This is a genomic window from Chitinibacter sp. FCG-7 (assembly GCF_040047665.1).
GTDB lineage: Bacteria > Pseudomonadota > Gammaproteobacteria > Burkholderiales > Chitinibacteraceae > Chitinibacter > Chitinibacter mangrovi.
This window is the reverse complement of record NZ_CP157355.1, coordinates 2,314,706-2,327,838: the sequence shown is the minus strand read 5'-3', so window position 1 is coordinate 2,327,838 and position 13,133 is coordinate 2,314,706. Positions and strand designations below refer to the sequence as shown.

The 13,133-nt window shown below is 54.0% G+C and carries 14 protein-coding genes and 1 tRNA gene; 3 read left to right on the top strand and 12 right to left on the bottom strand.

Translation table 11 applies throughout. The features are described from left to right. Positions 1 to 75 precede the first annotated feature (75 nt). From ABHF33_RS11005 to ABHF33_RS10950, 12 genes are all read right to left on the bottom strand, one after another. Positions 76 to 702 (bottom strand): hypothetical protein, encoded by a 627-nt coding sequence (locus ABHF33_RS11005; RefSeq protein WP_348944015.1) that lies wholly within the window; start codon positions 700 to 702, stop codon positions 76 to 78. Positions 703 to 1,620: 918 nt separating this feature from the next. After that, positions 1,621 to 3,423 carry a DUF927 domain-containing protein gene (locus ABHF33_RS11000; RefSeq protein WP_348944014.1) on the bottom strand — a complete coding sequence of 601 codons (1,803 nt, stop codon included), beginning with the start codon at positions 3,421 to 3,423 and terminating at the stop codon, positions 1,621 to 1,623. After that, a complete protein-coding gene (locus tag ABHF33_RS10995) occupies positions 3,423 to 4,532 on the bottom strand; it encodes a toprim domain-containing protein (protein ID WP_348944013.1) in 1,110 nt (369 codons plus the stop codon). The genes ABHF33_RS11000 and ABHF33_RS10995 overlap by 1 nt, the downstream gene beginning before the upstream one ends. Positions 4,533 to 4,791: 259 nt before the next feature. Then, the gene (locus tag ABHF33_RS10990) at positions 4,792 to 5,208 is read right to left on the bottom strand and encodes a hypothetical protein (RefSeq protein ID WP_348944012.1); all 417 of its coding nucleotides are present in this window, start codon (positions 5,206 to 5,208) and stop codon (positions 4,792 to 4,794) included. After that, the gene (locus ABHF33_RS10985) at positions 5,201 to 5,452 is read right to left on the bottom strand and encodes a hypothetical protein (protein ID WP_348944011.1); all 252 of its coding nucleotides are present in this window, start codon (positions 5,450 to 5,452) and stop codon (positions 5,201 to 5,203) included. The genes ABHF33_RS10990 and ABHF33_RS10985 overlap by 8 nt, the downstream gene beginning before the upstream one ends. Next, the gene (locus tag ABHF33_RS10980) at positions 5,445 to 5,594 is read right to left on the bottom strand and encodes a hypothetical protein (RefSeq protein ID WP_348944010.1); all 150 of its coding nucleotides are present in this window, start codon (positions 5,592 to 5,594) and stop codon (positions 5,445 to 5,447) included. Before ABHF33_RS10980 ends, ABHF33_RS10985 begins: the two co-directional genes overlap by 8 nt. Before the next feature lie 357 nt (positions 5,595 to 5,951). Further along, positions 5,952 to 6,653 carry a phage antirepressor N-terminal domain-containing protein gene (locus tag ABHF33_RS10975; protein WP_348944009.1) on the bottom strand — a complete coding sequence of 234 codons (702 nt, stop codon included), beginning with the start codon at positions 6,651 to 6,653 and terminating at the stop codon, positions 5,952 to 5,954. Further along, entirely contained in the window at positions 6,650 to 7,018 is a 369-nt protein-coding gene (locus ABHF33_RS10970; protein ID WP_348944008.1) for a helix-turn-helix domain-containing protein, read from the bottom strand. The genes ABHF33_RS10975 and ABHF33_RS10970 overlap by 4 nt, the downstream gene beginning before the upstream one ends. A 10-nt stretch (positions 7,019 to 7,028) precedes the next feature. After that, positions 7,029 to 7,238 carry a helix-turn-helix transcriptional regulator gene (locus tag ABHF33_RS10965; RefSeq protein ID WP_348944007.1) on the bottom strand — a complete coding sequence of 70 codons (210 nt, stop codon included), beginning with the start codon at positions 7,236 to 7,238 and terminating at the stop codon, positions 7,029 to 7,031. A gap of 90 nt (positions 7,239 to 7,328) precedes the next feature. Then, complete coding sequence (locus ABHF33_RS10960) at positions 7,329 to 8,042, bottom strand: hypothetical protein (RefSeq protein WP_348944006.1); 714 nt, start codon at positions 8,040 to 8,042, stop codon at positions 7,329 to 7,331. A gap of 97 nt (positions 8,043 to 8,139) precedes the next feature. Further along, positions 8,140 to 9,495, bottom strand: coding sequence for a tyrosine-type recombinase/integrase (locus ABHF33_RS10955; RefSeq protein ID WP_348944005.1), 1,356 nt, complete (start codon positions 9,493 to 9,495; stop codon positions 8,140 to 8,142). 176 nt (positions 9,496 to 9,671) lie between these two features. Then, positions 9,672 to 9,748 (bottom strand) — tRNA-Met (locus ABHF33_RS10950). 114 nt (positions 9,749 to 9,862) lie between these two features. Here ABHF33_RS10950 and ABHF33_RS10945 point away from each other — a divergent pair. From ABHF33_RS10945 to ABHF33_RS10935, 3 genes are all read left to right on the top strand, one after another. Next, entirely contained in the window at positions 9,863 to 10,207 is a 345-nt protein-coding gene (locus ABHF33_RS10945; RefSeq protein ID WP_348944004.1) for a hypothetical protein, read from the top strand. Positions 10,208 to 10,376: 169 nt separating this feature from the next. Further along, positions 10,377 to 11,711 carry a tRNA (N6-isopentenyl adenosine(37)-C2)-methylthiotransferase MiaB gene (miaB, locus tag ABHF33_RS10940; protein ID WP_348944003.1) on the top strand — a complete coding sequence of 445 codons (1,335 nt, stop codon included), beginning with the start codon at positions 10,377 to 10,379 and terminating at the stop codon, positions 11,709 to 11,711. Between the two features lie 242 nt (positions 11,712 to 11,953). Then, positions 11,954 to 13,117 (top strand): glycoside hydrolase family 3 N-terminal domain-containing protein, encoded by a 1,164-nt coding sequence (locus ABHF33_RS10935; RefSeq protein WP_348944002.1) that lies wholly within the window; start codon positions 11,954 to 11,956, stop codon positions 13,115 to 13,117. The last annotated feature ends 16 nt before the right edge of the window (positions 13,118 to 13,133 follow it).

The following is a 13,133-nucleotide window of genomic DNA, read 5'->3' as shown; positions in this document are numbered from 1 at the left end:
GCGCCGAATACGGTACAAGCACCAGCCCCTTACCGTATTGATACCGTACCCATTTCGGGAACCCTTGCCCCCTCATCAGCTCGCAAGCATTGCACGTATCTCAATCAAAGCATCACTGCTAATTGCCCTACTCGCTAGTGTGGTGATCAGCTCAATTTGCGCTCTTGGCAGTCGGACAGACTCTAGCTTTGGCTTGGCGGCAACGGGTGCGGCGGTCTGCATCTCGATGAGGTCACTATATCGCACTGCCAGCGTTGCCAGTGCATCATTCAGCCAATGGTCTAGCAGGCCATCACGTACACGCCAGTAGAGCCGTGCGGCCTTCATGTGGCTATGCTCAGGCCAGTAGGTTTTGCTGGCTGCTCTAAAATTGATTTGCTGAATAGCGCCTGTCCATTGGCGCACACAATCGCGCCGAAACTCAAACGGCAGCACCAGCACTCCCGATTGTTTGCAGGGCATCAGCACTGGGATTAGCTCGGCCAACGCTTCAATGTGTGAAATACGCCCAGCAAATGCCGCCCGTATCGCGGCAGCTTGCTCGGTGGGTAGCTCGGCAATCGCAGCAATCATTTGCGCGGCCACCTCGTTGCAATCTCGTTGCACCCCTACTGGATTACGACTCATCCAGCGCGAATAGGCGGTAATGCCTTGCTGATGATACGACCACGCGATGAGGGTTTGGATAGTGAGCCATTTCATCGGCTCATGATCGGTAGATTAGCTAGGTAATGGGTGGTGTGTAACTGTATTTACCCAAGGAGCAAGGATCTACTCATATAAAGGAAAATGAATAGAAAACACCCCTATGGGAACCTTGCCATCCGCTAACTCAAACTCAACAAAATTCGAGTCATGAACAGCTCAACCAACCTCGGGGCGCTTGATTAGTATAGCCACCACCCAATCAAGCCACAAGCCATGTGCTAAACGCAAAAGAGCCTCGACTGGTTTCAATCACACTCGCTCTACTTGCGACAGGAGGAAATCAGCCAAGGCTCAAATCAAAATATACTCACCGAGCGCGATACTGTCAAAGCAACACCGCCTAGCGCTAGAGTTTCTGGAATCACGGCTTGTTAGAAGCAGAAAAACCCGCAAGGCTAACTGCAAGCACAGCCTTGCATCAAGATAGAAGGGGCTGCCTGGTATCTCCGAGAGTTATGCGCTTGTTTCAAACGGTTCACCTGCTCGGCCTTCAGACAAGCCAGTTGCAAGTATAGCCTCCCATCACGCAACAAGCCACGCGCCAGACGATCAATCCAATCCTTACAAACCAGCCTGTTTTTGCGCCGCTGATTTTGCAATGTGTATATACGTGCATTTTTTGCCTGATACACCTGATACCCTGATACGCACCCCGCAAACCCGCATGAATGCTAGGTTTCTTTGTATCAGGTAGCCGATAATTTGCCTGATACGTATCAGGTTGGCTCGCGTGGAATTGCGTGGTGTTTTTTATCAACCTGATACGGAGCTAAAACCTGATACAAACCTGATACAAACCTGATACAAACCTGATACAAACCTGATACAAAATAATTCAATAAAAACAATATATTAATCATTCCGTATCAGGGTATCAGGTGTATCAGGCAGTTTTTCGCGTACACGAGAATTTTATTTCTCGATCTCACCTTCCTTACAAGGTCGCAGCGTCATCTTGTACGCTCGCGGCTTTCCGCGCTCATACAAAATGGTCCATCCATCATGGCCTTTGGGCTTTTCCAGCATCCCCGCTTCATGCAATACCGCGCAGGCTTTCTTTAGTTCGTAGCCCTTGGTCACTTCATCTTTGAAGGAATGAGGCAACACAAAGAAAACAGAATCGCCCTCTTTGCTTATGCGCTTGTAGCCCATTAGGTTTTGCAACACTGGCTCATGTTCACCAATCGGCAGCAGAACAAAGCGGCCATACTGCGCAGCAGACAATGCGCGGTCGGCCTGCTCGATCAGTCTCTCGTCATCGCGTGAAGCAAGGCCAAAGACGGATAGCCAGCGCCGCCATGAGGTACACACCGCTTGGAATGATTCTTCGGCAGTCCAGCCCGTTAGATTGGATTCACTCGCCAGCACCAGCGCAGCGGCCAGCGTTGCGAATTTGTGACTGGCTCGCCTCACCAGTGGCGCAGCATGGCTGGGTAATTCAGCCAGCATCCGGCCTGTAATCACTTCCACGCACGGCGCAACTTTGTCGGGGTTGCACTGTAGCCAAGCCACAAACTCGCGGCCTATCGTGCCGTAATTGGCTCGCGCTGCGGCTTTTAGCTCGGTAGAGAATGCACCACCATCTGCGCAACCATGAATGCAGTCAAAAGCCCGATACAGGCCACCATCGGCAGGCATATCGAGTAAGCGGATTTCTTGCCCACCCCGCACGGTCTGGCCACCTTCATTGAGGTATTGGCTCATGGCTACCTCACCCGTTGAAACCAGTGTCATTAACCACTGTCGCTTTGCGCGGTTACCGCCGTCCTTGCGGCCTTGGGTGCGGGATACACCATTGAGCATGGTGTAAATGATGCTCCCCATCTTTCGGGCATCACCCGCGCCGATCTCGTCCAAGTAAAGCATCATGCTGTTGGCAAACTCGGCTGAATTGGTCAGGCCGATGTTTGTACCGTCCCATGACTGCATGATCTGCTTGGGATTACCCCATACACTCGCGGCCACATCGCCACACGTTGATTTGCCGCTACTGGTTTCGGTATGCAGGTGCAGCCCGAATCCCTCTGTCGCGCCGATATGCTCCAGCAATGCGCCAGCCAGCGAACACGCAACCACCGTCATGACCAGCGGGTTATCTTTCGCCAATGCGCCCACGGTATCGCGCCAGCTCTGGCTTGTGCCTTTGGGCGTGAAAGCTGGGCGGTAGGTGGCAGCGGCAGGGTAAAAGATTTGGCGCTCAGGCTCGCCAATTACTTCACCTGTTGGCAGCACAAACGCGCCGTATTGCCAGCCGCTTTGCTGGGTTATGGCATAGCGCGTGGTATCGCCTTCGGTGTGTAGGTAGTCGGCCAGCTTTTCCCGTGCGCGTCGATTGCTCGACACCGCCAAGCCCTTGCTATTGAGTAGCGCCCAGCCTTCGCGCTCGCCAATGCCGCTACTCGGCAGCGCGGCCACCTGTTCGGCATCCGTCATGCAATCACGCCAGCGGATTAAGCGGTAATGGTCGCCATAACTATCTGCGCCTTGCCCGATCACTTCCAAGTCACGGCATAAGCGCAATGGCGCTTGATGCGTTAAGCCGTGGTCTTTGTCGTGCTTCACGCCGATATAAACCAAGTCACCCTTGATCGTGTCGTAATACGCTTCTACAGCACCCAGCAAACCAAGCACCGCTTGGGGTACAAACTCCGGTGCATTATCGGGGTTGGCCGCATCAAAACCCGCTTGGCTCAGTGCTTCGGTTTCGTTCTTCATTAGGCTTTTCCTTGGTTCAATTCGTCGTTCAGTACGTCCAGCCAGTCCGTACCCGCTTGCGGTGGCAGCAATACCTTCACCTTGCGGCCTTCCTCGATCAGTCGTGCAGCCAACAGATAGGCCGCTTCCTTGCCAGCGTTGCGCCCCTGGCTATCGGGGCTGTCGTTGTCGGCATAGATCAGCACTTCACGCACATCAGCAGGCAAAACCACCGATTTAAGGCAGCCCGCACTGATGCACGACCACGCTGCCAAACCCGTCATGGAATGGACGGCCAAGGCGGTTTCGATCCCCTCGGTCAGTGCCAAGCGCCCATCTGTGCCAACGGGATACAGCCGACATGCCGCGCCACGCAAAGCCCCATCGTGTACGGCCTTGAGCTTTTTAGAATCCAGCGCCTTAAAGTGGGGGCGCTCCGGCGAACCGGTCGCCATACGTATGACTCGCTTTGCGCCGTCATCGCTCAAGTAAATGCGATGCAGTCCGGCCAATGCGCCATTGGGTTTATCAACACGCGCCAGCAGCGCAGGAAATGCACCCAGCTTGTGCGGCTGATTATCGGTAACGTGCCAGTAATCCAGTGCAGCGCAATGGCGTAGCGGGCTGCTGTGTGGCTCTGGCCAGCTCCTTGCCGCAATACCTCGATTGATGAGGTAACGACCAGCAATCACCTGCGGCGTCATCACCTCGCAGACATCAAATAGGCTTTGCAGCTTCGCGGCATTGGCAGCAATCTGGGTTTGGGTTTCTGCTGGGTTTTGTTTGGGTTTTTCTGGCAAGGCAATCGCTATGCTTGTGCCTTGATGGGTGTAGTCGATACCCAGCACCCTAGCCACCACTCGCACGGCATCGGCAAAGCTTAGGTCAAACACGTGCATCACCAGCTTGAAACCATCCCCGCCTTGGGCATCCAGCCCACGGCAGGCAAAGCGCCCCCATTCAGCACCTGCACCGCGCACGGTATATTGAAAGCGGTCTGTACCCCCGCAAGCTGGGCAAGCGTGATTGCGTCCGTCTAAGAGCTTGGCGGGTATTCCCATGTTTTGCAGGATATAAGGCCAATTGCCCCGCGCTGCTTGTTTGACTCGTTCGCTCAGTGATTCGCGCATGGCTCGCCCTCCTGTGATCGTTCAAGCTCGGCAATCAGCGTTGCCAGTGTTGCGCCTGCAATCGGCGGTAGATCGTGCCAGCTCATTGCCAGCAGCGTTTTAGCCGTACCGATCAGCTCAGCAGTGCTGCTAATCTGGTCGTGCTGTAGCTCGATGTGCGCGGCAGCAATCGCGGCCAGTGCTGGGTGTAATTCGGTATTTTGGGCGCAAGCCCCCCCCCGCGCCTTGCTTCAAGGTCGTTGTCATTAGGTGGGCTTCCTTATTTGTGGCGCTGGGTCGGCAGGCGGTGCAAGCGATAACTTGGGCGCAGCTTGGGCGGTGGTTGCCCGAAGGCATCTTCCAGATCACCCAATAAGCCGATGATAAAAGCCGCTTTCGCCTGTTTCTTAGCTGTCAATTGGTCGATTTTGGCACTGCCAAACAGGTGCACCAGCAACGCCGACTTGCAATAGTCGATCAGTGCAGCCGGATTACCTTCCGCTGCGTGTGCCGCCATCGCGTAGGCGGTCTGTCCAGCTAGATTGCCCATGTTGTAAACGTTGAAACGATCACGGGGCGAATGCTGATTGGGCGCTACGTCATACGCGCCGCCAAAGTCGTACACCTTGGCGATACGGTCAATTGCATCCTTGAGGACATGGTGATCAGGCATTGGATTGAAGGTGGGATTAGTCATGGCTCGCACCTCCGTTCAGTTTGATCTTGCGCACGGCAGCGACCACAGAGCGCAAATAGTCCAGCGCCATCAGTGCGTTGTAGCGGCTCTCTGGGTCGCGTTGATTTCGCTCCAGGCAGTCCAAGGCGCAAATTAAACAAACCTCAATGCTGCACTCACTACTTGTTGCTGGCTCATTCAGCAACGCCGATGCGGCGGCATCAGTCACGGAAACCAGTTGCTCTAGGTCGATGGGTTTACGCATGGCTACGCCCTCCGATCACTTGCGACAGCACCAGCACAAGACCAGCAAGCACGACGACAGACAAGGGGGCATTGCGTTCAAACGCAAGCGTAGCAATGATTACAGCGATATACCCTAGCAGGGTGCGAATTGGCTTAGGCATGGGGTTTGCCTCCTGTGTGATTTGAGATAAACCACTTATTCCTATGAGAGTTGGAATAGGTGGGGGTGCTCTCACTGGCACACAGTCCAGCCGGGGCGTTACCGCTACCCGACACCCCCATAGACAGCAGGCCACCCGCGCCAATGCGCAGGCCGCCAGTAATCGGCAGGAGGATATGCTTTGCTGATGCATCACGACCAAAGCTAGCCGCTGTGTGTTTGGAGAGAGAGCCGCGATTATCAGCAGCAGGGGCGCTACCGTCAAGCCGTAAATAGGCATGCTTAGGCCTACTTGGTACGGCTTGGGATTGAATCCGAGTACGGCAATATGACTGGCAAACATCAGGTTTTATAAGGTTCATGCCGCCAACCTCGCTTGTTCGTCCAGGCTGTCGGCATAGCGTTTAAGCTGCTCTTTGCGCTGGGCGTAGTCCAAGCCTTTCACAATTAGGAACGCATCACGGCGGCGTAGCTTGCTCAGTCGCTTGATTTGCTCAGTCGAAAGCGCGGCCTCGTCCAGTGACGCAAACTCACCAGTCAATGCCCAGTTAATCAGGCGGTGCTCATTGCTAAAGTCGTGCGGTTTTGGAGTTTTACCATCCATTAGCAGCAAATCATTTAGCGTATCCGTCACCATGCCAGCGGCGGCGCGTTTGCTGTCAATGGCCATTACTCGGTACTCGGTATCGGCGCGGCCTTGGGTAAATGCCTTGTGCAATACCTCGTAGCATTCACGCTGATAGTGAATCACCTTGTCCCGAATGCCGGGCTTGACCTTGTTGGCATTCACCTTGAATAGCCAGCCTTGCAGGTATTTTTCAGGCAAACACAACATTTCGCGCTGTCGGCCATCATCGGCAATCGTGTACATATGTACACAGTTGGCACTCAGCACAGGGTCATCCTGTACCCGTTGCAGTTGCCGACTCCACTCTAAGCCCATGCCCTCCACGATGGGGCGCAAAGCCACATACGCCACACCTTTGACAATGAGGCCATCGAGTACAGCACCAGCAAAAGATACCTGTACAGCGGTTGGCTTGATCTTGGCTTTGCTCACGCCTCCACCTCCATCAATTCAGTGCTTATTCCTGGCCTGCTCCATTCGGGTGTACCCAGCGAATACATCGCCACACGGCGGCGCTCGCGCCCTCGGTACATCACGCTAGGCTGAATATCGCTGATGATCTTGAAGCCCATCGCTCGCAGCTCAAGAATACGGCTAGCCGCTTCTGGTATGGCGCAATCAGCGGTGAGGTGGAACGACAATACAGGGCGATTCAAAGCCTTGTGCGCTCGCAAGATATTGAGCACTTCGGCAGCTTGCCCCGATACTAGCGGCGGCTTATGATTCCCGGGTGCTTGGTCGGCACATTGGTTAAGGGCGCTCTGGTCGGCAACGGCTGGGGCGTTTTTCTTTTGCATGCTCGCCCCTTTATGCTGCTTTGCGGGTGCGTGATTCAATCCATGCACTCACTTCATCTGAGCGCCAAGCCACAGCACGAGCGCCAATAGATACCGATTGCGGAAATTCGCCAGCGGCCATCATGCGGTAAATGTGAGTGCGGGAAAGCCCTGTCATTTGTTCAACAACAGGGCGGCGCAGTAGTTGCGCCATAGATGGGAAATTTGGGTTTTGAGTCATTACGGCATCTCCAGACAAAAGACACCGCCATTCAAATACCCTTTGAACAAAGCTGAAACTGCTATGCGCAGCTCATGCACCTAGCGCAAATCATGTGTTCTGCGCAGGCCACACGCCTTTTTTCAGACCCAATACAAGCCGCTTCAGGCGGTCGTGACTCAATGGAACGATACCTATGAGGATATTTGCTGCCTTTGGTGCAGACAGCTCTTGGTCCATGTTATCGCGCCAGTATTCGGCAGCCTGAATCAGCATTTCATCCGTTTCCTTGTGCCTCAATCTTGCCAGCTCTGCACCGGCATTTCGCTGGCTAGATCTTCTGCCAATCTCATCGGCAAGCGCCAACCTAAGTTGTTCGATTTCTGCCGTGGCCACTTGCAGCTTCTCCATCACATCTAAAAGAGCGCCATCCGTGAGGCTCATCATTTCGCCTGCCGCAGACTCCACTTCTGCGATAACCTTTGACAGACCTCGCGCCTCTTTCATGTGGCGTATGGCTGCATGACGCGCTGCGTGTGCCCACGCTTTTTGCGATACTCGATATGGCCACTCGTTTTTATCAGCCCTGACAATCTCGATGTACGACTGAAAAGCAGAGCGCAGTTGGCTATTACGCGCAATGGCCACAGCTAAGGGCTTGGGTAGTAGGTCGTAATCCTTGCGCATGACAATGCGCGCAATTGCCTCTCGCTCAACTAGCTGCTTCGGTATGCCTTCGGCAGTGCAAAGTGCCTCAAAGTATTGAAATGTCCTCGCAACCTCTAAACGCCACCTAGCGGCTTTTGGTCCTTCGCCTCGACTCATATCACGCCCCCTATGGCGTAAGCCCTGAATTGATCGCCGCGCCAGCGGGTCAGGGAAACCCGTTTTCGATTGGCCGATCTAGGCGCGGCAAACTCGGTTATGCCGCCTTCACTGGCAGCGGTATGACATTGCTCTGGTCGGCAGTGGCAAACGCATCCGGCGCGATGTATTGGCCGTGCGTGTTGGCATCCAGATAATCAGCCCACCATTGCAGCATGCGTTGGCGCTCGGTGAGGTATTGCGCTTTGCGCTTGTAGATACCTGCCACGGCCTCACCTTCCCGCGCTTTGCCCTCATGCCCGATATGGCGCTCGATTGCGTCATGGGTGAATTGCAGCGATTCATTCAGACTGGACACCATCATGGTACGGAAACCGTGCAGGCAAATATCTTGCTGCGTGTCATAGCCCAGCTTGCGCAGTGTGAGGTTTACGGTGTTCTCGCTGATGGGTGCGCCCCGCTTCTGGCCTTCAAATACAAACACGGCGCGGCCATTAATGGCGTATAGCTCTTGCAGTAGTGCCACAGTTTGCCGTGATAGGTAGATCACTCGCTCGCGGCTCATCTTTTCACCACGCCCCGAATGCTTTACCCCTTCCACCTCTTCGCGCTGCTCTGGAATTGTCCAAGTCCCCGCAGCCAGGTCAAACTCAGTCCAACGGGCAAACCGAAACTCGGACGATCTCGCACCAGTGAGCAGTGCAAAGCGAGTTGCCAGCTTCGCCACCTTCAAGCCTGTATAGCTGTCGATTCTCGCCACCAGCTCGGCAAGGCGGGTTAATGGTAGCGCGGCGTGGTGGGTGGCTTTACGGCTGGCAATTGCGCCTTGTAGATCGTGCGCGGGGTTGGTTTCAATGCGGCCAGTCTGTACGGCGTAGCGCATGATCGCGGTAATGTATTGGCGCAGACGCTTGGCGAGGTCTAAAGCATCACGCTTTGCCACCAGTTGCAGAGGGTGCAGTAGATCGCGGGTTTTCAGGGATTCAATCGGGCGGCTACCCAGCACAGGGAATAGGTCGGCGGTAATGCGCTGCAAGATTCTGGCAGCATGATCGTCTGACCAGCCTTTACCCGCCAGCTCTTTGGTATGCCATTCACGTGCCACCATTTCAAAGGTGTTGGCGGCTGCATACTTGGCTGCCACCTTTGCGGCCTGTCGCTCGATACGGGGGTCTTTACCTTCATCAACGGCTTTGGCGGCTTCATCGCGCAGCTTGCGAGCCTGTGCCAAGCTGATTTTGGGGTAATCGCCTAGCCATTGCTTGTGCATCTTGCCATTCAAACCATACTGGAACTGCCACCGCTTGCGGGTAGCAGTGGCAACCAAATACAAGCGGCCACCATCATTGAGGTTTTTCTCGGTTTTCCCTTCGTCTGGCTTGGCGTTTTTCACCTCCAGCGGGGTAAGACGGTTGATTGCTTTGGACGTGCTGGCTGATGCGGCGCTAGGCATGATCTACCCCCTCAAATCATCAATCTACCCCCATGATAATACGGGGGTAGGAATGGGGGTAGGTTTTATGGGGGTAGTTATGGGTACAAATGGGAAGCTACGGGCAACAAAAAGCCCCGCAATCCTAGGATTTACGGGGCTTTAGGTATTCTCTGGGCAACCCTGAGAATGGTATTTGGTGGCTATGACGGGACTCGAACCTGTGACCCCAGCATTATGAGTGCTGTGCTCTAACCAACTGAGCTACATAGCCAAGAGAAGCAGCATGATAGTTGAGGGTTTTATAGTCGTCAAGCCCTTTTGTATTTTTTCTTTCAATTATGTGCAGGGCTTGTTACCATTAGCCCTTCTCACAGGAGTCCAAGGCATGCGCAAGTTACTGTTTTTGTTGCTTGTTACCGTTTCAAGCCTCAGTTTCGCTGGCCGCATTTTGCCCAGCGGAAAATTGCTCGAACTGGAAGCGTATCAGCCACCGCAACTCAAGCTCAGCGGCAAAGTGTATATCATGGCACCGGGCATTCAGTTTCGTGGCCTGAACAATACCTTGCTGATGCCTGGCCATATTGCGCAACTGCCGCGCGACAGCAAAGCCTGGGTGCAATTCGAGCCCAGTACCGGTTTTGTCTGGCGGGTGTGGGTGGTCGGCGATGACGAGGCCAAATTGCTGGCCCAGCGTGAGAAAGATGAAAAAGCCCTGCGGGCTGCGCAATAGGTATATCCATGTAGCACTTTACTAGCAAAGCCTACAAGGCAATACCCCGGCCAAACGTCAATCCGCAAACCCGGTTTGGCCGCCAAGATAAACCTGATCCATGAGCAGCACCGCAATACACCGCCCTGCCATGCAGCCCATTTAGCATTTAATAGAAAGACGTACACCCATGAGCAAGAAAGTATTTATCAAGACCTTTGGCTGCCAGATGAACGAGTATGACTCGGACAAAATGGTCGATGTATTGCACGCGTCCGAAGGCTTGAGCCGCACCGACAACGTCGAAGAAGCCGACGTGATTCTGTTTAACACCTGTAGCGTGCGCGAAAAAGCGCAGGAAAAAGTGTTCTCAGATCTGGGCCGCATTAAGGAGCTCAAAAACGCCAATCCCAATATCGTGATCGGCGTGGGCGGCTGTGTCGCATCGCAAGAAGGCGACACGATTGTCAAACGCGCGCCTTATGTTGATATTGTCTTCGGGCCACAAACACTGCACCGCCTACCCGAATTGATTGCCGAAAAACGCAAAACCGGCGTGTCGCAAGTCGATATTTCCTTCCCTGAAATCGAAAAGTTCGATCACATGCCACCGGCGCGTGTGGAAGGCGGCTCGGCGTTTGTGTCGATTATGGAAGGCTGCTCGAAATATTGTTCATTCTGCGTTGTGCCGTACACACGCGGCGAAGAAGTATCACGCCCGTTTGACGACGTATTGGTTGAAGTGGCGAACTTGGCGCAGCAAGGCATCAAGGAAATTCACCTGCTTGGCCAAAACGTGAACGCCTACCGCGGTAAAATGGAAGACGGCGAAATCGCCGACTTCGCCACGCTGCTCGAATATGTGCACGAAATCCCGGGTCTGGAGCGCATGCGCTTTACCACCAGCCATCCCAAAGAGATGACGCAGCGCATTATCGATTGCTACAAAAACTTGCCCAAATTGGTATCGCACTTGCACTTGCCAGTGCAAGCCGGCTCGGATCGCGTTTTGGTGAATATGAAGCGCGGCTACACGACGCTGGAATACAAATCGCTGATCCGCAAATTGCGCGAAGCGCGCCCTGATATTTGCATGTCAAGCGACTTTATCGTCGGCTTCCCCGGCGAAACCGAAGAAGACTTCGAGCGCACGATGAAGCTGATCGAAGACGTGCGCTTTGATGCGAGCTTTAGCTTTGTTTACAGCCGCCGCCCAGGCACGCCCGCCGCCGATTTGGGCGACGATGTGCCAGAGGAAGTGAAATTGGCGCGTCTGAAACGCTTGCAAGCGCGGATTGAAGAATTCGCCAGCGAAATCAATCAGGAAATGCTCGGCACCGTACAGCGCGTCATCGTCGAGAAGATCTCGAAAAAAGACAGCAACGAGCTGGCTGGCCGTACCGACAACAACCGCATCGTCAACTTCCCCGGCAACCCGCGCCTGATCAATCAAATGGTCAATGTGCGGATCACCAAAGTATTCCCGCATACTTTGGGTGGTGAGTTGGTGATTGTGGAAGACTAAACTCCCACCAACAGCAACATAGGGGTATAGCTCGAACTGCTTTAATATTTAAAGCACTCATGACTATACCCATCACACACCAACAAATAATGATCTCATTCGGCAGGCACGCCACTTCCAGCTTAAAGCCAACACGTTACGCCCACTGGCTAGGTGCCGCTTTTGTTCTCCTCGCTTTATTACCCGCCGGGCTTTCCTGCACTTGGAATCTGGCAGGGATGGTGACGTATCGATCCGTCGCCATGAATCTCACCCTCTTCACCAGCGCCGTACTGTTGTTGCTGGTATGGCGTTATCGCCCGACCGGCTGGCAATTGAGCGCCGCGCTCAGTATTTTTGCCCTGCTTTTTACCAGCAACTGGTTAGGGCAGTTGCAATGGCATCGCCATCAAATCTTGCAAGCTTCACCGGCACAAGCACAGCTCATTAGTACCCACCTGATTGTCGGCTATACCGATGAGGACGAATTATTGCCATTGATACAGCAAGGCTTAATCGGCGGGGTCTTTATTACCAAACGCAATATCACCCAGCAAGATGGCACAGCTATTTCGCAAATGATTCAACGCTGGCAAGATTTGCGCCAAGCGCAGCATTTGCCACCATTAGTCATTGCAACAGATCAGGAGGGTGGCCTGGTTTCACGTCTGTCTCCCCCTTTGCCATTTCAGCCAGCGTTAGGAAGCTTGCTACAAAACAGCAGCAACGTCCGCGAAACCGCGCTGGAATATGCTCGCCAGCAGGGACGTGGTTTGGCTCAATTGGGCATCACATTGAATTTAGCTCCCGTCGTTGATCTTGATCATGGCGTTGAAAACCCGGCTGATCGCTACTCCAAAATCAGCCGTCGCGCCTTAAGCAGTAATCCTCAGCAGGTTGCGCTCGCAGCCCAAGCCTACTGCAAAGGGCTAGCTGAATCGCGCGTGCAATGCACGCTCAAACATTTCCCCGGCTTGGGGCGCGTTTTTGAAGATACACACACCGACAGCGCCATTATTCATACGCCACTAGCCGAGCTGGAAAAAACAGACTTGCTGCCTTTTCGTACATTACAAAATAGCAGCGCGCTCTTTATGCTATCGCACGCTAAAGTCGCAGCCTTGGACGAACGCTTCCCTACCTCATCATCACCCGCCATAATCCAACAGCTTTTGCGGCAACAGTGGCAATATCAAGGCTTATTAATCACCGACGATATGGGAATGGCAGGCGCGGGCGATATTGAAAGCGCAGCAGTGCGCTCGCTGAATGCCGGAGCCGATTACTTGCTGATCTCTTGGGATCCGGCGCGCTTTTATCCGGTTTTTCACGCACTATTAGCAGCGCACGAGCAAAACAAGCTGGATTTAGCGCAGCTATCGGCTAGCCGCGCGCGCATCAATCAGCGCCAAGGAGCACTTCATTGATCCAAAAACAGTCACC

Coding starts and splice junctions, on each gene's coding strand:
- ABHF33_RS11000 (WP_348944014.1), bottom strand. CDS start 3,423: ATGAAGAACGAAACCGAAGCACTGAGCCAAGCGGGTTTTGATGCGGCC.
- ABHF33_RS11005 (WP_348944015.1), bottom strand. CDS start 702: ATGAAATGGCTCACTATCCAAACCCTCATCGCGTGGTCGTATCATCAG.
- ABHF33_RS10995 (WP_348944013.1), bottom strand. CDS start 4,532: ATGCGCGAATCACTGAGCGAACGAGTCAAACAAGCAGCGCGGGGCAAT.
- ABHF33_RS10945 (WP_348944004.1), top strand. CDS start 9,863: ATGCGCAAGTTACTGTTTTTGTTGCTTGTTACCGTTTCAAGCCTCAGT.
- ABHF33_RS10935 (WP_348944002.1), top strand. CDS start 11,954: ATGAATCTCACCCTCTTCACCAGCGCCGTACTGTTGTTGCTGGTATGG.
- ABHF33_RS10980 (WP_348944010.1), bottom strand. CDS start 5,594: ATGCCTAAGCCAATTCGCACCCTGCTAGGGTATATCGCTGTAATCATT.
- miaB (WP_348944003.1), top strand. CDS start 10,377: ATGAGCAAGAAAGTATTTATCAAGACCTTTGGCTGCCAGATGAACGAG.
- ABHF33_RS10960 (WP_348944006.1), bottom strand. CDS start 8,042: ATGAGTCGAGGCGAAGGACCAAAAGCCGCTAGGTGGCGTTTAGAGGTT.
- ABHF33_RS10990 (WP_348944012.1), bottom strand. CDS start 5,208: ATGACTAATCCCACCTTCAATCCAATGCCTGATCACCATGTCCTCAAG.
- ABHF33_RS10970 (WP_348944008.1), bottom strand. CDS start 7,018: ATGCAAAAGAAAAACGCCCCAGCCGTTGCCGACCAGAGCGCCCTTAAC.
- ABHF33_RS10965 (WP_348944007.1), bottom strand. CDS start 7,238: ATGACTCAAAACCCAAATTTCCCATCTATGGCGCAACTACTGCGCCGC.
- ABHF33_RS10955 (WP_348944005.1), bottom strand. CDS start 9,495: ATGCCTAGCGCCGCATCAGCCAGCACGTCCAAAGCAATCAACCGTCTT.
- ABHF33_RS10985 (WP_348944011.1), bottom strand. CDS start 5,452: ATGCGTAAACCCATCGACCTAGAGCAACTGGTTTCCGTGACTGATGCC.